17 protein-coding genes and 2 riboswitches are annotated in these 22,452 nt (G+C 26.5%); of the genes, 4 read left to right on the plus strand and 13 right to left on the minus strand.

Annotated features, from left to right (window positions below; genetic code table 4):
* Positions 1-56: 56 nt before the first annotated feature.
* The 3 genes from MFL_RS03030 to MFL_RS03040 are packed head-to-tail and all read right to left on the minus strand — an operon-like array spanning position 57 to position 4,023.
* A complete protein-coding gene (locus MFL_RS03030) occupies positions 57-2,228 on the minus strand; it encodes an ATP-dependent helicase (protein ID WP_011183464.1) in 2,172 nt (723 codons plus the stop codon).
* Entirely contained in the window at positions 2,221-3,057 is an 837-nt protein-coding gene (locus tag MFL_RS03035; protein ID WP_011183465.1) for an RDD family protein, read from the minus strand. Before MFL_RS03035 ends, MFL_RS03030 begins: the two co-directional genes overlap by 8 nt.
* Positions 3,058-3,063: 6 nt before the next feature.
* On the minus strand, positions 3,064-4,023 hold the full coding sequence (locus MFL_RS03040; RefSeq protein ID WP_011183466.1) for a glycosyltransferase: 960 nt from the start codon (positions 4,021-4,023) through the stop codon (positions 3,064-3,066).
* A 172-nt stretch (positions 4,024-4,195) separates the two neighbouring features.
* Between MFL_RS03040 and def the strand changes: the two genes are divergently transcribed.
* A complete protein-coding gene (gene def, locus MFL_RS03045; RefSeq protein WP_011183467.1) occupies positions 4,196-4,798 on the plus strand; it encodes a peptide deformylase in 603 nt (200 codons plus the stop codon).
* Positions 4,799-4,946: 148 nt separating this feature from the next.
* Positions 4,947-6,713, plus strand: a complete 1,767-nt coding sequence (locus MFL_RS03050; protein WP_011183468.1) for a ribonuclease J — start codon at positions 4,947-4,949, stop codon at positions 6,711-6,713.
* 22 nt (positions 6,714-6,735) lie between these two features.
* Here the strand turns inward: MFL_RS03050 and MFL_RS03055 are convergent, their stop codons facing one another.
* The 3 genes from MFL_RS03055 to MFL_RS03065 form a co-directional block, all read right to left on the minus strand.
* On the minus strand, positions 6,736-9,351 hold the full coding sequence (locus tag MFL_RS03055; protein ID WP_011183469.1) for a PhnE/PtxC family ABC transporter permease: 2,616 nt from the start codon (positions 9,349-9,351) through the stop codon (positions 6,736-6,738).
* On the minus strand, positions 9,351-10,100 hold the full coding sequence (gene phnC, locus MFL_RS03060; protein ID WP_011183470.1) for a phosphonate ABC transporter ATP-binding protein: 750 nt from the start codon (positions 10,098-10,100) through the stop codon (positions 9,351-9,353). Before phnC ends, MFL_RS03055 begins: the two co-directional genes overlap by 1 nt.
* 69 nt (positions 10,101-10,169) lie before the next feature.
* Positions 10,170-11,387 carry a PhnD/SsuA/transferrin family substrate-binding protein gene (locus MFL_RS03065; RefSeq protein ID WP_011183471.1) on the minus strand — a complete coding sequence of 406 codons (1,218 nt, stop codon included), beginning with the start codon at positions 11,385-11,387 and terminating at the stop codon, positions 10,170-10,172.
* 87 nt (positions 11,388-11,474) lie between these two features.
* Positions 11,475-11,537, minus strand: a riboswitch (nucleoside riboswitch).
* 144 nt (positions 11,538-11,681) lie between these two features.
* Here MFL_RS03065 and MFL_RS03070 point away from each other — a divergent pair.
* Positions 11,682-12,632, plus strand: coding sequence for a hypothetical protein (locus MFL_RS03070; RefSeq protein WP_011183472.1), 951 nt, complete (start codon positions 11,682-11,684; stop codon positions 12,630-12,632).
* A gap of 63 nt (positions 12,633-12,695) precedes the next feature.
* Here MFL_RS03070 and MFL_RS03075 read toward each other — a convergent pair whose 3' ends face one another.
* Complete coding sequence (locus MFL_RS03075; protein WP_011183473.1) at positions 12,696-13,202, minus strand: hypothetical protein; 507 nt, start codon at positions 13,200-13,202, stop codon at positions 12,696-12,698.
* A gap of 63 nt (positions 13,203-13,265) precedes the next feature.
* A riboswitch (FMN riboswitch) is annotated at positions 13,266-13,382 on the plus strand.
* A gap of 87 nt (positions 13,383-13,469) precedes the next feature.
* On the opposite strand from MFL_RS03075, the gene MFL_RS03080 reads away from it, so the two are divergent.
* Positions 13,470-14,156, plus strand: coding sequence for an ECF transporter S component (locus tag MFL_RS03080; RefSeq protein ID WP_011183474.1), 687 nt, complete (start codon positions 13,470-13,472; stop codon positions 14,154-14,156).
* Between the two features lie 39 nt (positions 14,157-14,195).
* Here the strand turns inward: MFL_RS03080 and MFL_RS03085 are convergent, their stop codons facing one another.
* From MFL_RS03085 to polA, 6 genes are all read right to left on the minus strand, one after another.
* Complete coding sequence (locus tag MFL_RS03085; RefSeq protein WP_011183475.1) at positions 14,196-15,410, minus strand: phosphoglycerate kinase; 1,215 nt, start codon at positions 15,408-15,410, stop codon at positions 14,196-14,198.
* Positions 15,411-15,522: 112 nt separating this feature from the next.
* Positions 15,523-16,536, minus strand: a complete 1,014-nt coding sequence (gene gap, locus MFL_RS03090; protein WP_011183476.1) for a type I glyceraldehyde-3-phosphate dehydrogenase — start codon at positions 16,534-16,536, stop codon at positions 15,523-15,525.
* A gap of 92 nt (positions 16,537-16,628) precedes the next feature.
* Complete coding sequence (locus MFL_RS03095) at positions 16,629-17,564, minus strand: AAA family ATPase (protein WP_011183477.1); 936 nt, start codon at positions 17,562-17,564, stop codon at positions 16,629-16,631.
* Positions 17,565-17,571: 7 nt separating this feature from the next.
* On the minus strand, positions 17,572-18,756 hold the full coding sequence (locus MFL_RS03100) for a DnaD domain protein (protein ID WP_011183478.1): 1,185 nt from the start codon (positions 18,754-18,756) through the stop codon (positions 17,572-17,574).
* A 162-nt stretch (positions 18,757-18,918) separates the two neighbouring features.
* A complete protein-coding gene (mutM, locus tag MFL_RS03105; protein ID WP_011183479.1) occupies positions 18,919-19,746 on the minus strand; it encodes a DNA-formamidopyrimidine glycosylase in 828 nt (275 codons plus the stop codon).
* Positions 19,747-19,763: 17 nt separating this feature from the next.
* On the minus strand, positions 19,764-22,451 hold the full coding sequence (gene polA / locus MFL_RS03110) for a DNA polymerase I (protein ID WP_011183480.1): 2,688 nt from the start codon (positions 22,449-22,451) through the stop codon (positions 19,764-19,766).
* Position 22,452: the final 1 nt, after the last annotated feature.

The raw sequence follows: 22,452 nt of genomic DNA on the forward strand, positions 1-22,452 counted from the left end.
TTTTTGATACTTAATTATTATATCAATAAGTTGATATCATTATCAATTCTTATTAATTAATTTTTCTTTGATATGGTTGCGTCATTAACTGAAATTGGCATAATTCCATAACTTGAACTAAAAGCAACCTTCATTGTTTGGTCGTTTATTTCAATAACAACTCCATCACCAAAAATCATGTGTTCTATAACATCATTCTTCTCATATCCTGCAGATGTTTTCACATGCTGATTTGATTTGATTGAGCTTAAGTGACTTGTATTGGCAAACGGATTTGAACTCTTTTGATATTTACCTTCAAACTGATATAAATCTTGGTCGAATTCCTTAATAAATTTTGATGGTGCTAATTCTGATTGTGAAATAAATGAAAATTCACCTTTAATATACGTTATATAAACTTTTTCTTCTGCTCTTGTTATAGCAACATATAAAGTTCTTCTTTCTTCTTCTATTTCTCTAGCTGAATTTGAAGATAATCTACCTGGAAATACATCTTGATTAAGCCCGACAACAAAAACTATTTTATTTTCTAAACCTTTTGCAGCATGTACAGTTAATAAAGTAACTTTTTGTGCTTCAATATCATCAGCATCAGAATTTAATAGTGCTTCTTCTTGTAAATAAGAAACTATTTTATCTGTTGATCCTTCGTTTAATTCTTCAGTTTGATATGATTTATCAAAATTTTCTAGTTGATCATACAATGAATCTATGTAACTTAAATCTTCTTTTTTTTCTGTATCCTTCAATTTTTGAATATATCCTGACTCAACAAGCATATATTGCAATGTCATTCTGATATTCTTGCTTTCATTATAAACATTTACAGAGTTTGAAAGAACATTTCTTATTGTTGTCAAATGTTTTGAAACTTGATTTATATGCAATTCATCTTCATTAACAATTAAGTCATAAAGCGATACATTCATGTCATTGGCTTTTTCTTTTAATTTCTTAATTGTTACATCTCCAACTTTTGGAATGCTTTTTAAAACTCTTTCAACAGCTTGTTCATCTTGTGTAGCTAAAGTTCTTAAAAAAGCATTTGCTTCTTTAATTACTTTTCTGTCTTTAAAACGAATTCCACCAATTAATTGAAAAGGAATTTTATTATTTTGAAATTCTTTTTCAAATTCTTGTGATCAAGCATTAAGCCTGTATAGTACAAAAATGTCTTTATACTCATAACCATCTTTGATTAATTCTTTAATTTTTAAAGTTACATATCTTGCTTCATCATTTCTAGATTCACATTCTTTAATTATTGGTAAATCTCCTGTTGCATTATTTGTAAAAATATCTTTAGCTTCTCTATTTTTATTATTATTAATAAAGTCATTTGCTAAGTCTAAAATTTTCTGAGTTGATCTATAATTTTGATTAAGAGTGATGCTAACACCGTTTGAAAATGATTTTGTAAAATTCAAAATAATATCAACTTTTGCCCCACGTCAAGAATATATTGTTTGATCTGGGTCTCCAACTACTGTTAAATTATTTTTATCTCTTGTTAAAAATTTTATTAAATCAAACTGTAGATCGTTGGTGTCTTGAAACTCATCAACCATAACATAATCATATCTATTTCTTCATTTTTCTAAAGCTTCAGGATGCTCATTAAAAAGTTTAAAAACAAGAACTTGTAAATCATTAAAATCAATTGAATTTATTGTTTTTAAATAATCTTCATATTTTTGATATAACGTAGCAATAGCTCTTTCAATCCCACTATAACATTCTTCTGTTGCTTCTAATGGAGATGTTAAATCATTCTTTCAATTACCAATTCTATAAATAATTTTTTTCTCTGTGTATTTTTTTAATTCAGGTAAATGACTAAAGTGTTCATTTATTAAACTTCTTAAAATTGCAATTTGATCACCTTGATCGATAATTAAAAAGTTTTTATTTAAACCTACTAATTCAAAATCTTCTCTTAAAACTCTTGAACATCAAGCATGAAATGTAGAAATATGAGGATTACTTTTTAAGTCAGGTATAATTTTTGTTACTCTATCTCTCATCTCTCTTGCTGCTTTATTGGTAAAAGTCACAGCTAATATTTTATAAGGAGCCATTTTTAGTTCTTCAATTAAATAAGCAATTTTTGTGGTAATTACTTTAGTTTTACCAGAACCAGCACCAGCAACTATTCTTAACGGTTTGTCTGTTATTGTCACCGCTGCCAATTGTTGTTCATTTAATTGTAATAATAAATTATTCATGGCTTTCTCCTTTTTCTTTTTGTTCTATTTGTTTTTGATTCTTTTTTTCAATTTTTAAATTTTCAGTTAAGCTAGGTTTATCAACTTGTATTGAATTATAAAATTCTTTTTCCTCTGAGTTACCAATTTCATTTAAAATTGCATCATCAAATTTACCTGGTGTTTCTTTTAAAACAGATTTGCCAGATTGATTTTTATAAATTTTTGTTTGCTTTTGTTTTTCTAAAACAACTATAACTTTGTTCTTCATATCTACTGATGCTTGATGATTTTTTTGTAATTTAATTGACAGTGCTATGGCAATATTTCAAATTAAAAAAATTCAATAGTTTAATTGATATATTATATAACCTGCATCTAAGTAACCACTAGATTTAGTCTTATCATATTTTGACATTAAGAAAAGAAAAAGTATGTTTCCTAAATATAATAGACACCATGGTAGTAATATAAATCATAATTCGCGTTCAAATATATCCTTGAATTTTAATTTTTCGCTTGCTTTAAATTTCACTAACTTTATTCTAAAAATAATTTTTCCTACTGTTTTACCATTAAAAAAGTATGGTAGTAAAACAAAGTAGGAAAAATTTCATATTAATGCTGCTGAAAAAATTATAAATAAGAAAATTCAATTACCTTCTTTAGCTTGATCTTTAAAGATAAATCCTAAAATTAAAAATAATAAAGAACTAATAATTAAATCTGTAAGTCTTGCAAAAAATATTTTTCATAAACTTGGTAAATAAAATTCATTTTCCTTTAATGCGTTTTCTTCTACTTTTAATAATTCATAATTTCCATCAACATTTTTATTTACTTCAAACATTATCAATTATCCTAATTTTTTTAGTCGTTCATTAATAAAGCTATTGAAATTTTCCATTCTTATTGTGAAATCTGGGTTTGCGTTTTCTAAGAAAATTGCATTTTGTGTTGTGAATTCCTTCACTTTTCTGTCAAGTTTTGTATTAACAAATAAAATTGCTTTTTTATTAATAGCTGGATTCTTGATGCTTTTTGAAAGATTCAAGAAATCATATGCCATACAGTAATTGGCTGCAAAGTTTAATTCATCTTTAAATTCTTTATATGTTCCAATTCTTCTGTAGTAGTTTAATACGTGAGGTCATTGATTAACTATATCAAAAATTGAGTATTTAGGTACAGATACTTTATGTTTAAATAAAACATCTCCTGATAAATAAAAGTTTCTTGAGTGTGCAAGTGCCATAAATAAAAATAACATATCAAATCTAACATTCTTTTTGAAAGTTATTCTAAAATCTTTTATAAATTTACTTCTAAATAATTTACCATAAATTTCTTGTGAAATATAAGCAAATACTTCTTTATTATCTTGTAAATCATACAATTTATTTGTTTCTAATAATGGTTGTGTATCACCCTCAAATAAATTTGATTGTTCATACTGAACTTCAATTAAATCTATTTTAGCTTCGTTTGATTCAACAATGTTTTGTACTGTCTGTACATAATTTTCATTAATTAAATCCCCTTCTTTTAAAAATGAAACATACTCACCGCGAGCTAACTCTATCCCATTATTTCAATTTAATGATTCTCCTTGACCTTTTGAATTAAAGATTAGCATAATTTTGTCGTTTTCAATAAACTGATCTCTAACAAAATCTATAGCTTCTTTTTCAATGTTTGGTTCGTCAACTACTATGATTAACTCATATGAATCATTAGTTTGTTTTTTTAGTGTATTAATTGTTTTAAATAATTTTTCTTCTCTAGCTTGGCTAGAAATAATAAATGAAACTAACATTCTTTTACCTCTCTTGAATATAACTATATATATTTTACACTAAAAGGTATTTTTTTGTTATTTATTCCTTTAAGTAGTTATCGATGAACCTAATTATTTTTTAAAATGATTTTAAGATATAATAATAAATAACGAGAATACAATAAGTTTTTTAACATGAAAGGATGATATTATGAGTATAAAAAATTATTTATTACAAAATGAAATACCAACTAACGAATGATTAACAAAAGATGATAACAAAGAAGTAATTAGATCTGTTTCTACAAAAGTAGCAGATGTTAATAACTTATCAAAAGATGAAGAACTAACAATGAAAAAATTAATTGATTTTGTTGTAGCTAGTCAAGACGAAGAATTTAATTATGAAGGTAAAGAAGACTATTTACGTCCCGCTGTAGGGCTTGCCGCACCTCAAATTGGTGTAAATAAAGATATGTTTTATATTAGATTTAATTTACCAAACAACCAAATAGAAGAGTATGCAATGATTAACACAGAATACCTGGCAAAATCATCAAGAATGGCAGCATTAGAAGAAGGCGAAGGATGTTTAAGTGTTGATGAAGACAAACATGGAATTGTCCCAAGATCTTGAATAATTTCTGTTAAGGGGTTTGACTGATTAAAAAAAGAATGAGTCGAATTAAAACTTAAAGACTATCGCTCTATTGTTTTTCAACATGAAATGGACCACAATATTGGTAACTTATACTATGACCATATTAATGTTAATGAACCTGAATTTATTGGCGAAGATTGAGTTGTTCTTTAATTTATGATATTATCAATTTAACAAAAAACAAATTACATATTAAATGTTAAGTCATTATATTTTAATTAATAATCATAAAAATGAAAATTTAATAGTTAAAACATAAGTAATATTTATGTATGTTTATTTTATATAAAATGGAGGAAAAATGGAAAAGGAAAAAATAACTTCTACTAATCAAATTATTGAAAAAGAAGATTTTGAACCTTTTGTTTTTAAACAAAAAGAAGTTCAAAGAAAATATATTAAAACTGAATCACCAACTAAAGTTTTTGCTTTAGGTGGACTTGAAGAAATTGGTAAAAATACTTACTGTATAGAACATGAAAACGAAATTATTATGATTGATGCTGGAGTTAAGTTCCCAGATGATTCTATGTTAGGTATTAATGCAGTTATCCCTGATTATTCATATTTAAAAGAAAATGAATCAAAAATAAAAGCGCTTTTCATAACTCATGGACATGAAGATCACATTGGTGGAATTCACTATTTAGTTAAACAAGTTAATATACCTGTTATTTATGCACCTGAATTAGCTGCTGCTTTAATTAGAGATAGATTGAAAGAACATAAATTAACTGACAAAACAATTGTTAAAGAATACGTTGCTGATGATATATGAGCAACTAAAAATTTACGTGTAAGTTATGCAGCTTTAAACCACTCTATTCCTGATGCTTTTGGTATTTTAGTAGAAACACCAAATGGAAATATTTTTTCAACAGGGGATTATAAATTTGACTGATCACCTTTAGGACACTTTGCTGAATTAAGTAAATTAGCCAGCATGGGTGATAAAGGAATTGAACTTTTAATGTCTGATTCAACAAATGCTGAAGTTGAAGGTTATACACCTGGTGAAAAAGGAATTATTGAAAATATCGATAAATTGTTCTTAAAAGCAAAAGGTAGAATTTTTATTACAACTTTTGCTTCTAACGTTCACCGTATTCAACAAATTGTTGAGTTAGCTAACAAATATGATAAAAAAGTTGTTATCCTTGGAAGATCAATTGAAAGAATTATTAAAATAATCCGTCAAATGGGTCACTTAAAAATTAATGATAAAATGTTTATTAAAGCAAATGACATTGATAAACATCCAGCAAATAAAATAATGATTATTTCTACAGGTAGCCAAGGTGAACCAATGGCAGCTCTTTCAAGAATTGCTACAAATAGACACCAATCTATTTCTATTATTCCTGGTGATACAGTTATTTTCTCTTCATCACCAATACCTGGAAATAGAGCTGATGTTGAAATCTTAATTAATAGACTAACTAGAATTGGTGCTAATGTTATTGAATCTTCACCAAGCAACAGAATTCATACTTCAGGTCACGCTAGTCAAGAAGAGCAAAAATTATTATTTACATTATTAAGACCAAATTACTTTATGCCAATGCATGGTGAGTTCAGAATGTTAAAAAAACATATTGAAACAGCTGAATCTGTTAACCTACAAAAAGGGCATGGATTTGTTATGGCAAATGGTGATCAATTAGAATTATTACAAGGTAATGCTCAAATTGGTAAACGTGTTGATGCTGATGCTATTTATGTAGATGGAAAAGATATGACAGCTCATGCTTCAAACATAATTAGAGAACGTGACATATTAAGTAAAGACGGTTTAATTTCAGTTGTTGTTTCAATTGATTCTCAAACTAATAAATTATTATGTGCGCCCAGAATTATTTCACGTGGAAGTTTTTATGTAAAAGATTCAGGTAATGTAATTAGTGAAGCAATTACAATTGTTACAGAAGCTATAAATGAAGTGCTAAATTCTAATAAACCTACATTTGGTGCAATAAAAAAAGCGATTAAGCAATCACTTTCTCCATATATATTTAAAACTAAACGTAGAAATCCATTAATCATTCCAGTTATATTAAACAAAAAATAAGAGTTTTTAAACTCTTATTTTTTTAATAATTAATGTTTGTGATTTTTAACTTTTTAATATTTTTTGAATATTTAATAGAATTCTTTAAGTCTTTTCGTGTTTTTAAATCTGTTGTTGTTTTTAATGATTTTCTAAATTTAATTATTTCTAATTTTGATTCTTGTCTAACTTGTACAACTCAAGCTTTTCTTTTTGAAGCAAAATCTTTTTTATTATTCTTGAATTTTAATTCTTCTAATTTGACAATATTATTGTCAGTTATTGAACTATCATATTTTTTTCTAATATCATAGAAATCTATATATGCCTTATTTCATGCATCTTTAAATGATAGCTTTTCTTCTTTTTTCATTGCTATTGCATTATTTAATATAGTTTGATTTGTGTAAGCATATAAAGACATTGATTCTTCATATGATAATTTAGAGTCTATATTTAATTGTTTTTCATTTGATTTAAAAGTTGCAAAGTATCTTTGATTTACAAAATTTATTATTGAAGAAATTCAATTTAAATTAGTTCCAAATGAAAGTTTATTTCTTATTGAAGCTGAAATAAATTCAATTAATAGTGTAAATAAAATAATACCGAATAATAACGCTCCAAATTCATTAAAATATTGATCAGAAAAATATGAATTTAATAAATATCCCATATTACCAGCTCCGACAGCACCTAACATTGCAACTTCTTTAAAGTTTATATCAAATCTATAAATAATATTTGACATCGCTGCTGTTGATGTTTGAGACATTATCCCATATCTTAATTTGGTAAATCAATTAACTCCTGTTGCTTCAAGTTGAAAAATTATTTTTTGATTTATATCATCAAATAACTCTCTATTATATTTTGTAAGCATACCTATAGTTCCCATAATAAGCGCTAATACACCTGTAAAAGGACCCATTCCAACAACAATTACAAATATTAATGCATAAATATAACTTGGGATTGCCCTCATCATTGATGTTAATGCGACAAAAATTCTTGCTACATATTTATTAACAATTTTTTCTGATGATAACATACCTAGTACATATGCAATCACTGCACCTATAAAAGTTCCTACAACTGCTATCGATAAAGTTTCATATAAAAGATACATAACACTATAGGGTGCATTACTGTTTCCACCATTTGCTTTAGAAATGAATAACGATGATCAATTTATTTTTAAAATTTCTAATAAATTTTTATTTGTTGCTTCAATTAATTCTTTTGATGAAAGTTTAAATTCTAGTAATGTTAATGTGTAAATGAAGAAACCTAAAATTATTGCATATAAAACTATTCTTTTAATATAATTTTTAGGTTCACTTCTTAAAACTTTCTCAACAGATAGATTTTCAATAAAATTTTTATGAGCATCAGCTCTTTCATTTTTTATTTCTTCTATTTTTGCATTTTTAATTTCATTAACTTTAAATTTAAATTTTACTTTATTTACTTTATCTATTCTATAACGTAAGCCAGTTTCAAAATCTTTTGCATACAAGTCAAAACTATTTGGATTTGATTTCTTTAATTTTTTATAAGCTTCGATGTCATTTTCTATTTTAGTACTTAAGTCACTTTTAAAGTTATTTATTAATTCTTTTTTTTCCTCTACCAATTTTTTGGTATTTTCTTGGCTTTTAGAATCATTTATTTTTTTATCTATATCTACACAAAGTACATTTTTAATATAAAAATTAATGTCTTTTTGAGATTTTATTTTATTTATTTTTTTATCAAATTTTCTTTGCTCTTTACCATCTATTCTAAAATCTTTATCTTCAATAATGTAATTTCTAATTAATCATATTGAAAGTTCTAAAAATAGTATAACTGCAACTAATAGAGTTAATAAGAAACCAACTCTATTTCACTCATTATAGTCAACTGCATTGTTTATCATTTGACCTATTCCCATTCTTGTTACACCCGCAATGATTGAAACGTATCTTATGTTAGTTTCAAGAGAGTAAAACATTATTGAAAGTACATGATGAGATACCTGAGGTCAAACAGCTGCTCTAAATGATACAGATTTATTAGCTCCAGTTGATTGAGAAGCAGTAAATATTTTAATATTTATTTGTTCTATTCTTTCATACAATGTTTTACCTGAAATTGAAAATGTAAACATAGTTAATGAAAGTGTTACTGTGAAAGTGGTAGCACCAAAATAATTTACAAGAACTAATGCATACACAAATGATGGTATAGTTCTGAATATTGAAAGTATAAGTCTAGCTATAAAATTTACAGATTTATTTTTTACAATATTTGAAGAAGCTAAAATAGCTACGGGAATTGCAATTACAACACCAATAACAGTTCCAGCAAATGCCATAACGATAGTGTCTCATATAGAAACAAAAGCGTTATATAAAAATGAGTGCCCTGTTCCATTTATTGTGCTAAAGTCAGTTCAATCTCATTTAAACATTTCACCTATTCTTTCAAAAAGACTAGGCATATCTCTAAAAAACTCTAATCATTTTGAATCTAATGTAAAAAATGAGAGTATTACTATAAAAAGCGTAAATAAAGTTATTGATCAAAAGAATATTTTTTTTGGGGATTTTGAATAGTTATCTTTTATCTTGAATGCTTTTTGATTCAAAATAGAATTTGATAATCTTTTAGTCATTATTTTCCGTAAATTTCTTCTAATTTGGATTCATTTAATTTTTTAGGGTCCCCATCAAATACTATTTCTCCATCTTTTAATCCTATTATTCGATCACAATATTTTAATGCTAAATCGACATGATGAATATTTATAATAACTGTTATATTTAATTCCGAGTTAATTTTCTTAAAATCTTCCATAACTCTATTTGCTAATATTGGGTCAAGTGCTGAAACAGGTTCATCTGCTATTATTATTTTAGGATTTTGATTTATTGTTCTTGCTAAAGCAACACGTTGTTGCTGACCACCAGACAAATTATCAGCCCTAATATATGAAAACTCAAGTAAATTAAGTTTTTCAAGAGCTGCAAGAGCATTTTGTTTTTCTTCTTTGGTAAAAAAACCTGCCATTGCTCTAAAAAAATTCATTTGAGCAACTCTTGAGTTTAAAACATTTTTTAAAACTGTTTGTTTTTCAATGTTGTTATACTCTTGTGACATTAACCCAATGTGTTTTCTTAAATTTCTTAAAGATTTACCTTTAGTTTTATTAATTTCATATTTTTCATTTTCATTTATATCAATAAAAATTTCTCCAGAGCTAATATTATTTATCTTATTTATGGTTTTCAACAATGTAGTTTTACCAGCTCCTGATAAACCAATAACAGCAACAAATTCACCCGCATTAATTTTTAAATTAATGTCTTTTAAAACATGTTTTCCATTTGGTCAAACTTTTTCAACTTTTTTAAATTCTATCATTATATTCACTTAGCAAGCAAAATACGCAAAATGCGTATTTTAACTATCTTTCTATTAAAATTTCTTTTACTAAAGATCTTTTATTAATGCTTCAATTTTTTCTGCTTCAACACTAGTAACAGTTATTTCTTTATCTAATGCTGTTTCTCATTCAATTGGGGCTTGTTCTCCTTCAGGGCCAATATAATCTGCATGATTGTAAACATTAAAAATTTCTTTGTTTTCTTCTTTACTAATAAGATCTTTGAATGAATCTCTTAAGTCTTTTATAACTTTATCATCATTCACTCTTTTTCTAGAATACATTATTCCGTCATTTATTATTTTGTCAGTCATTCCAATAACACTTGTATTTTTAAAAGCTTTTATTGAAGCTGCTTCATCTTTAATTTCGTATCTAATATCACTGAAACCAACAGCAACACTTTCTGAATTAGATACAACTTCTGCAGCACTTGGATAATTCTCTTGTTTTTTTGAGTTTATGTATATGTATTTAACTTGTTGATCGTTAAATTTGGCTACATTTTTAAGTCACATCAAAGGATAAATAGTACCTGCACTTGAAGTTTTACTTTTAGAAACAGCAAAATTTACAGTTCCCTTTGCTTCATCACCTTTTGCATCTGGTAAAATTAATTTTCTCAAAGTTTCTCCATATGAATCATCTTGAATTGAAGAAATATCAATTCCTTGTTTTTCCAATAATTTATTGTTAACGTATACATATGATCTATAATATGCTGATTTTTCTTTTGTATCTAAATATTTTTCTCTAATTTGTTCTTTTGTAATATTTTCTTCTTCTGAAATATCCAATAATTCATTATAATTTTTTGCATATTTTAATGAGTCACTTTGTGTTATAGGACCATCTGGCATACCAGCTTCAACACTATATGCATCTCTAGAAGATTCAAGAAGAATACCTAGTTTGTCATATGTTCCGTCTTCTTTCAGAGTACCTTTATTTTTATTGTAAGTTCCTACTGGTAAAAATGCTAAATCAGCTTTACCAGCAGCCAATGTTGATCCAGCAGCTTCATAATTTGTAGAAGTTGAAATTTTAACTTTTTTAGTAAATGTTTCGCCACGCTCTTCAGCTCTTGCTTTCATTTCTGCTTGTAGTTTTCCTTCCAATGGTTTAACTGTGTTAATAACTTCAGTTGCATTATTTGATGGAATAAAAATAATGTCAAATGTATCTGTTGTTCCACATGAGACAACTGTTGTTGCAGCTGTTCCTGTTAATCCAATTGCGCCAACTATTGCTAATAATTTTTTCATATTTCCCCCTATTTTGAAAAAACCAACTTAAAGAAAAACTTTAAAAAATAGAAAAAAGAGGTTTTTTTTTACAAAAAACCTCTACACACTTATAGTCCCGAGATTGGTCCCGGGGCGGTTCAGTAGCCCATTATGCTACCCTGTATAAGTTTTTCTTATTAAGTTGTTATTTACATTTTAAACATATTTTTAAAAACAAACAATAGTTTATGAAAAAAATATTTTTTTCTTACATTATACTTTTACAGGTAAAAATATTATAATTAATCTAACCATAAAAGGAGATTATAAAATATGGCTATAAATAGAAATTATGGGCGAAGCTATATTCCTAGAGGGTTTATAAAATTTGCTCAAATATTAGGTACAGCAGTAACAGCTCTTATTCTAATAATGACAATTTACTTTTTTTCAAGTAGTGATTTCTTGGGTTCAGGTGATCCAAACACAGTTACATTTAGTTCTTTAATAATTGGTATCGAGATTTACTTCTTGTGAAAATCAATATATTCAGCATATGTGATAATTAGTTATTTAAATTCTGCTTCAGATGAAGAAGTAATTGCTAATAGATATATACTTGCAATTTTGAGTGTTGGGGTTGGAGGATTAATTACACCTTTCATACTAACATCATTACCAAACATTGAAACTCAATCTTCAATGAATCCAAGAGCATTCTTGGCAAAACATTTAGGATTAACAATGTTAATCGGTTTTACATTATTTTTAGTATCTTTTGTTTGAATTACTTTATCATCAGGAATAACATTTAATGAACTAATTGATACAAGTACTGATTTTGGATTAATCGGATTCTTATCTTTAACTTTATCAATTGTTGGTTGATTAATAGGTGTACTTGGATTTGGATTATTTTCAAGAAGCAATTCATCTGATTTAATGAAAGAAAAGAACTTACAAGGATATATGATGCAAATAGTTGGTGTTATTTTTACAATCATTGCCACTTTAGAATTAGTATTCTTAATTATAATGGCTATCTTTAGATTAATAGGTGTTATATTCCAATCATTTAGTTATATGAACCGTTACGACGGATTCCTTAAAGTATTCGCAATATTCTTGGCATTTTCTAGAATAGGACTTGAAATTTGATATGTTACTTGAGTTGTTTCAATGTATTCAAAAATTATTTCAGGGCTTTGATCAAAAGAACAAGTTATTAAAATTAATAACTTTGAAAAAGTTGATGAAGCTAGAGTTCAGGAACAAAAAGCATAAAAAAACGGATTTAACTCCGTTTTTTTTATTATGAAATATTAATCGAATTCTAAAACAAATATGTTATTTTAATTCTTTTTTAGCTTTTTTAAGTGCTGCATCATAAATCATCTTTGCTTCTTCATCAATGTAGTCATTAGCATGTTCTCCATTTTTAACAAAAGATAATGCATACGCATAGCCACCAAACCCTGAGACAAAACATAAAACAAAAAATATACCACAAAATACAAGTTCAATAATTCCTTTAGTTTTTTTGGCTTCATCAATTATCACATGATTATTTAAATCTTCTCAATCATAGCTTTTAGAAGTAAATAAATCTATCATTCCAACAGACATCAAAATGGAAGCAATAACAACAAAAATAAGAGCTAAAATAACTCATGGTAATATTTTTTTATTAACTGTCTTATAACATCCCATATGACTTGTGTATATTCTTCCACTTGTTGACACAAAACCTAAATTTGAATTATTAGGAGTATAAATAGCACCAGCTGAACTTTGACCACTTCTGCTTAATTGGTATGGTTTTATTGGTTTTTTACAATAGTTACAATTTTTCATATTATCTCCTTTACTTATTATATTTTATAACTTTAAAAATAATATTTTTATATAATATAAATATAACATTTTCGGGGCAAGGCGAAATTCCTTACCGATGGTAATAGTCCATGAACCTTAATTGGTTGATTCAGTGAAATTCTGAAACCGACGGTATAGTCCGGATGGTAGAAAATGTCAGCTAACAATAAACAATTTTTTGTTTAATTTTTTGCTGTCCGCCTCGCTTTTTTATAAGCGTTTTTTTATACTTGAAAGGAGGATAATATGGATAAAAAATATAAGTTATGAAATTATAAATATGATTTTTCAGAAATAAACTTAAAGAATTGAAAAGAAGTATTAAAAGATACTTTTAAACTTAATACTAGAAAAATAGCTTTGCTTTCAATGTTATTTGCAATTGAAATATTGATGACTATAATTTCTAAAGTTATTATGGGTCTAGCTATTCCAATGATTGTTGGTGTTTACACAATCGAGATTTCTTTCTTTGTCATACTAATTATATATTTATGTTCTAACTACATATATGCATCTATATTGTCCATTACTGCGATTTGATTTAGATTATTATTAGGTAGTGAACCTGTAGGTTTACTTTCAATGATGATTTCAGATACAGCTTTTTTAACAATTTTTGCAGTTTTATTTTTCATCTTAAAAAAATTTATATTTTTAAAGTTTAAATTTAAAAATCAAATAAAAATTCTTATTGCTTTAATTTGTTTTGCTGGTTTAATATCTATGATTGGATCAGGTTTTATTTCAATGTTGTGTAATGATAAATTTATTTTTGAAATGTATTATTTATCTGATGATGGTAGCGGTTATTGAAAAATGCTTTTATGAGTTGGATTTGGTGTAACTTTAGCTAAATATAGTATCAATATTTTGCTCTTTGCTTCAACGTTAAAGGTTTTATTAATTTTAATTAAACAATCTAGAGTATAAGAAAAACAGACTCATGTCTGTTTTTTATATATTAATTAATTATTTGTTTTGGATTGCAGCAATTCCAGGTAATTCTTTACCTTCCATATATTCTAATGAAGCTCCACCACCTGTAGAAATTCATGAGAATTCATCTTTGAATCCTAATTTAATTGCAGCTGCAGCTGAGTCTCCTCCACCAATTAAAGTGAAACCTCCATCAGCTTTACGTTTTGCAGCAGCTTCACAAACAGCAACAGTACCAGCTTTGAAGTTTTCAAATTCACTAACTCCCATTGGTCCATTTCAAACAACAGTTTTTGCGTTTGCTAATTCTTTTTCATACATTTCAATAGTTTTTGGTCCGATATCTAATCCCATCATTCCTGCTGGAACATTTTCTCCACATAATGTTGGAGCAACATCAGCATATTCAGGAGCACATAAACTATCAACAGGTAACATTATTTTTCCATTAGCTTTTTCTAAGTATTCTTTAGCCAATTCAACTTTATCAGCTTCTAATAATGAGTTACCAATTTCTAATCCCATTGCTTTATGGAATGTATAAGTCATACCTCCACCAATTAAAATTTTGTCAACTTTAGTTAAAAGGTTATCAATAACACCAATTTTGTCAGAAACTTTTGCTCCTCCTAAAATTGCAACAAAAGGTCTTTCAGGTGCGTCTATTCCTTTACCTAACATTTCAATTTCATTTTGAACTAAGAAACCTAATGCTGATTCAGAAATGTTTGAAGCTATACCAACGTTTGAAGCATGAGCACGGTGTGCAGTACCAAATGCATCATTAATAAATACATCTCCAAGGCTTGCTCAGTATTTTCCTAATTCTGGATCATTTTTTGATTCAGCTTTAACTACTTCACCATCTTTTACATCTTCGAAACGAGTGTTTTCAAATAATAAAACTTCTTTTTCATTTAATGCATTAATTGCAGTTTCTAATTCAGTTCCTCTTGTTTGGTTAACAAAGTTTACTGATTGTGCTAAAACTTCTTCCAATCTTTTTGCTACTGGAGCTAATGATTTAGTTTTTTTGTCATCTTCACTTTTAATTCTTGATAAGTGTGAAAATAAGATAACTTTTGCGCCATTTTCAACTAAATATTTAATTGTTGGTAATGCTGCTTGAATACGATTGTCATCAGTAATAACTCCATCTTTTAATGGAACATTAAAGTCAACACGAACTAAAACTTTTTTTCCTTTTACATTAATATCTTTTAATGTTTTTTTCAAATTGTAATTCATTTTATTCTCCTCTTTTTCTTTACAATATATATTTTAACTCTTTTATATAAATTATTAAATTAATAACAAAAAAAATACCCCGAAGGGTATTTAAATTTATTAATTCTAGGAATTATAATCCCATGAAGTAAATTGTTGTTCTTACTAATTGTGAAACGTATGATGATTCATTGTCATATCATGCACAAACAGTAACTAATTGTTCACCATCAACTTCAGTAATTTTTGTTAATGTTGCATCAAAGATTGAACCGAATGATGATCCGATTGTATCTCCTGAAACGATTTGTTGTGTATTAAATTTAATTGCTTTTGATAATTCAGCATCAGCTTTAATAGCTGCTTCAACAGTTGCGTTGATTTCTTCAACAGTTGTTTTTTTGCTTAATTGTAAAGTAACGTCTGTAATTGATCCTGTAATTGTTGGAACACGTAATGCGTATCCATCTAATTTACCTTTTAAGTTTGGTAAAACTAATGAAACTGCTTTAGCTGCTCCAGTTGTTGAAGGAACGATGTTTCATGCTGCTGCACGCCCTCTTCTTAAGTCACCATGAGGTAAGTCTAATAATTTTTGGTCATTTGTTACAGCATGAACAGTAACCATTTTTCCTTTAACGATTCCAAATTTTTCATCCATGATTTTAGCAACAGGTGATAAACAGTTTGTTGTACATGAAGCTCCTGAAATAATTACGTCTTCTGCTGATAAGTTTTTGTGGTTTACACCATAAACGATTGTTTTCATTTCTCCTGTAGCAGGTGCTGAAATAATAACTTTTTTTGCTCCAGCTGTTAAGTGTGCTGATGCTTTTTCTTTATCTGTGTAGAATCCTGTTGATTCGATTACTAAATCGATTCCTAATTTACCTCAAGGTAAATCAGCTGCATTTCTTTCAGCAAAGATTTTAATTTCTTTTCCATTAACGATAATTGAGTTATCTGTGTATGAAATTTTTCCTTCTTGGAATTTTCCTTGTGCTGAGTCAAATTCTAATAAGTAAGCTAATGTTTTTGTGTCTGTTAAATCGTTAACAGCAACGATTTCAACTCCTTGGTTGAATAATTGTCTAAATGTTAAACGTCCGATTCTTCCGAATCCGTTAATTGCAACTTTTTTTGACATATATTTTATCCTCTCTTGTAATATCTATACATTAATAATTTTACACTCTTAAATAAAAAAGAACAAATTTTTCAAAAAAAATCTTTGAAAAATTATGTTCTTTTAGATTGTTTTCCCATTAGTGTTACAAATGTTGTTAAAGTTGTTATTCTTTCTTTTAGTCTAGCCACTTTCATAACTTCAATTTCTTTATTATTTTTATTTATATTATAAATTTTATCTAGTTCATAAAACGTAAAATTTGATGACATGAAAGTGAGTTTTTTTCTATTCATTCTGTAATTCAAAATTATATATCATAAATTATCTCTTGTTCAGCTTGAAACCATTTCACCAGCAAAGTCATCTATGAATAAAATGTCAGCTTTTTTCATTTGATCAATATATGGAATAGAAGAATTAGAGTTTTTACTAAACTGTTCCTTGCATTTTTCTATTATATCTGGTGCTGTGCAAAAGAATACTTTGGCATCTCTTTTTGCTGCTTCATTGGCTAATGTTTTTAACATTGTTGTTTTACCAATACCAGGATTACCATGTAAATAAACTCCCTTAATATTTGTTCGATCAATATTTTTTATGTCTTTAATATAATCAACAACTAATTTTCCCGAATTTTTTATTATCAATTCTCGCTCTTGAATTTCTTCAGCACTAAAGAAGTTTTCAGTTTTTAAATCTTCTAAATAATTCTTTACTGTCTTAGGAAATGCATCTACACTAAAGTCTTTATAAATATAATTGTTTTTAATTGTTTGATTTTTATTTTCATATAGAAAATGAGTACACGGTGAAGAACTTAAATAAAAGTTTGAATTTTTAAAAGTTAAATTCAATTGTCGTCCCCTAATTCTTTGCTTACATTCCTTTATTGGACCAGTTGAACATTCTGTATAGTCGGATACAAATTCAAATAAAATAATAAAATTTTGCTTTAAAACTTCATCTGTTATTTCATGAGATTCATTTTTGCTATTTTCAATTAAATTTGCAATAACTTTATTATCTTTAAAAATTTGAATATCCATATTCGACCTACCATTCTATATCTATATTTTGTTCCATTACGAATTCTGTTGTTTGCTGGTTAGCATATGTATAATTTTGATCTTCAGTATTTTTATCAGTTTTTTTGCTAACATTTTTTAAATATGTATAAAGTTCTTTTGTTGTAGAAATTTGTTTGTTTTTTAAAGATTCAACTATTTTTACAACATAGTTATAAATAAATTTTTTATTATTTTTCAAGTATGAATAACTAATCAAACAGTTTAATATTCCATCAGATAAGTTGTATTTTGTTTTAAGTGAACTAATGATATCAATAACATTTTGATCTGCTTCAACGTCCATACATTTATTATAGAATGTAAGTCATTCTGTAGAATTGAAACTGTTAATAATATTTATGTCATCATCTGATAAATCGTTTCCAAAAGTTTTTCTTATAAATTCTTTTGATATAGCTTTAAACTCAATATTTAAAGCTATTCAATCAATTTCTTTAATTGACTTTTTATAGTGATTTACTAATAGTTCAGCTATAAATTCTATACTAAATTCTTTTTTTAGTAGGAGAGCATCTAAATTTGATTTTACGCTTTCATTAAATTCTATTAAAACACCTTTTTTTGTCAAAATGTTATTTAATTCAAATAGGTTAAGCATTTCATCACAAATATAAACATCTTTTTTTATTGTTTCAACAGCTTGTTCAATATCAATTAAATCTAATTCGTTATCTTCATTGTTTTCAAACATATCTTCAACTTCATAATCTAGATCATCAATATTAAATTCTTTATTTTTAAATTGTAAATGTGCTAGTTCAAAGTTTTCTTCACCAACTTTTTTTAGCAGTCATCCTCTTGTGGCTTGATTCTCAAAGAATTGCTTTGGAGACAACGGTAAGTTTACTACAATTGCCATGTTTCCACTTTTTTTAGATTTAAAACATTTAATCAATTTTAGTTTTGAAAGTTTCCCTAAATTTTTCTTTAACTGTTTTTCAGGTGATGCTGTTATTAATGCTATTCTTTCTAAAGTAAAAGGTGACGAATTCAATTTTTTACTTCAGTTGCTTTCTAATATTAAAGTATTATATAGTCCAATGGCTGATGAACCTATGATGGGCTGGTATAAATTAAAAAGAACTTCATGATCAATTTTTGATAATTCTTTTGATCAGTGAATTAAATACTTACGATTCAAAATGTTCATACCATACCCCCTTGATACAAATATAAATATAAAATAAAAAAATGTGAAAAAATTAATAATTTATATAGATTTTTTAATTATTTTTTGTTGTGTTTATAAACATTAAAAAAAACCTATGTTAAACATAGATTTATTTTGTGTTTTCCACATTTCCACAAAAAGCTAGTGTTGACATTTTGCACAAAAGTATGTTCCGCGACCTGCAACTTGTTTTTTTAATATCTTTGTTCCGCAAACAAAGCATTTTTCGTCTTTTCTTAAGTGCACTTTTAATTCATGTTGGAATTGACCAGTTTCGCCATCCCCAGATTTATAACTATGAATTGAAGTCCCCTTTAAACTGATAGCTTTTTCTAATATTGCATTAGAAAACATGATAATTTTTTTAAGTTCTTCATCTGTTAATGTTTTTGTTATTCTTTCTGGATTAATACCTGCAGCAAATAAAATTTCGTTTGCATATATATTACCAATTCCACAAAGAACACTTTGATCTAATATAAAAGCCTTAATTAAGGAATTAGATTTAATTGCTTTTTCTTTTAGATATTCAAAAGAAGGTTGACTATTTAATGGCTCTGGACCTAATTTATCCATTCCACTTTTTTGTTTATAATTTTTTTTATCTCAAATTTCAATTGTTCCAAATTTTCTAGAATCATAATATTTTAAATATTCACCATTTGATAGCTCAAATTGCAATCTTAAATGGTTTGCATTATAAATATCTATTTCTTTTTTTGAAATGCTTCATTTGCCTTCCATTCTCAAATGACTAATAATAATTTGATTTGAAAGTTCAAACATTAAATATTTTCCATAATTTGAAACTTTCAATATTTTTTGATTTAAAACACTTTTATAAAAGTCTTTAACTTCATTTCTTCAAATCATTTTTTCAAAAAAACATTCTGCTTTTAAAATTGTTGTATTGACTATTCTTTTATTTAAAAAAACAGCAACCGTTCTAACCTCTGGTAGTTCTGGCATTTTTCCCACTCCTTAAATTATTTTAACTCAAACCAATTATTACCTTTTGACTTGTTAACTTCAAGTTTAACTTCTATTGGTTGTTCTTCTTTTTGAACTATTTTTGATAAATCAATAAAAGCATTTTGCATGCATTCTTCAACTATTTTGACTGCTAGTGATTCTTCGCTTTCAAAAATTTCAAAAATGATTTCATCATGAATTTGTGCAGTCATAAAACTTTTAAGATTATTTTCCCTAAATTCTTTATGTATATTATTCATTGCTACTTTTAATATATCAGCAGCAGTCCCTTGAATTGGCATATTTACAGCTATTCTATTTCCAAAGTTTTTTACCATGAAATTCGAAGACGCCAATTCATTAACAATTCTTCTTCTGTTTGCGTAAGTTTCAGCATATCCATTAACAGTTGCTTGATTTATTAAACTATTCTTATATGTCATAAGTTTTGGAAATGAAAGATAATAATCATCAATAAATCTTTTGGCTTCAGGAATTGATATTTTCAAGTCATTACTTAACCCAAAGTCACTTAGACCATATATAATTCCAAAGTTAAAGACTTTGGCTATTCTTCTTTGATCACTTGTAATTTCTTCATTTTCTTCTAATTTAAATATTTTTCTAGCTGCTTCAGCATGAACATCTCTATCATTCTTAAAAATATTTAATAAAGTATCTTCTTGTCCTAACTGGGCCAAAACTCTAAGTTCAATTTGAGAATAATCAAAACTAAAAAACTTTGTATCATTATTAGAAATAAATATTTTACGGGCTTCTCTTTGTAATTCATCCTTAACAGATATATTTTGAATATTCGGTTCAGATGAAGACAATCTTCCTGTATTAGTAAGCGTTTGATTAAATATAGTGTGAACTTTATTATCATCAAAAATAAATTTTTCAAAACCTCTAAGATATGTTGAATATAGTTTATTTAATTTTCTATGTTCTAATAATAAATTTATAACTGGGTGTAAATGTATTATTTTTTCTAAAGCTTCTTTATCTGTACTTTGTTTTTTATTTGATGGTAAACCAATTTGATCAAATAATAATTCTTTAATTTGTTTTGGCGAACCAAAGTTAAAATTTTCGCTTATTTGATCTTTTAATATAACTTTCATTTTCTCTTCTAATTCTTCAATTAAAAAAAGTGTCCTTGCTGTTTGCTTATCTAATTCAACTTTATCAATTAAAATACCTTTTTGTTCCATATTAAATAAAACTTCAACCAAAGGAAGCTCGATTTTTTCGTATAGATTAAATTGGTTATTTTCTTTCAATAAATTTATTATTGGTTTGTGTGTTGAATAAAGTAATTCTAACTTTCCAACAATAAATTTTGCTTTTGATGCAGTATCTATTTCTTTATTTTGTTTTACACCTTTACCATAGAAAAGTTCGTCTTCCTCAACAAATAATTCTGTTTCTACTATATTAGCTAAATTTTGAATTCTAGAAGTTACATTAGGATTTAAAACATAAGAAGCAATCATTGCATCATAAGTAAAACTAGAAAACGAAAATTTTATATTATTGTTTCTTAAAAGAGTTACTGTTTTCTTAATGTCATAAGTATTTTTTTTAAAATTATCATTTAAGAAAAATTGTTCAAGCTCTAAATCATTTATTATGTCATTTAAGTAAAAGAACCCTTTTTCATTACAAATAGCTAATCCTAATATTTGTCCTTTATGATAATTTTCATCTATTGATTCAATATATAAAAAGTTTGTTTCACAAGAAAATTCATTATTTCATTTTTTTAATTGATTAAACTTTATTTCTTCTTTGTTAATTTGTTCATCTTTTCCGTTAATATTGCCAACTCTAGTAGATAATCTTTTTACTAATGAATTCATTTCATATTTTTCTAAAAAATTAATAAGTCCATTTAGATTTAAATTTATTGGTTCAAAAACCAAATTTTCTATTTCTACTTCACAATTTATTGTTGCTATTTCTTTACATAAAATTGCTGAGTCTTTTCCGTTAATAAGTTTTTCTTGTAATTTACCTGATATAGAATCAATATTTTCATATATTCCTTCTATAGTTTGGAATTCTTTTAATAATTTAATTGCAGTTTTCTCACCAACACCTTCAACTCCTTTAAGATTATCTGAAGGATCACCCATAAGACCTTTTAAATCAACAACATTTTTTGGAGCTACTTCTCATTTTTCTAATAATTCTGCTTCTCCAAATAATTCTAGATTTGATGTTCCGGTTTTTGGTAATAATATTTTTGTTTTATCACTAATCAATTGAAACATATCTTTATCACTAGTTAATATTTCAACTTCAAATTCACTAAAATTATTTTCTATAATTTTTGACATGGTTCCAATTAAATCATCAGCTTCATAGTTTTCTTTTTCTCATCAAGAAATATTTGATGAATCTAAAAATTCTCTAACAATTTGAAATTGGGGAATTAAGTCTTCAGGAGTTGCTGATCTTCCTGCTTTATAATTTTCTAACTTATCATGTCTGAAAGTTTTCTTTGATTTATCAAAAGCTACTTTTACATCATAATAGTTTCTATCACTTATTAAACTAGTTAGCATATTCGCAAAAGAAAAAATTGCATTTGTTGGTATACCGGTTGTTGTTTTTAAAACTGGTCCTGCGTATGCACTTGCATAATATGCTCTAAATAATAATGAGTTTCCATCTACTAATAAAATTTTCTTCATA

Source organism: Mesoplasma florum L1 (genome assembly GCF_000008305.1).
Classification (GTDB): Bacteria; Bacillota_I; Bacilli_A; order Mycoplasmatales; family Mycoplasmataceae; genus Mesoplasma; species Mesoplasma florum.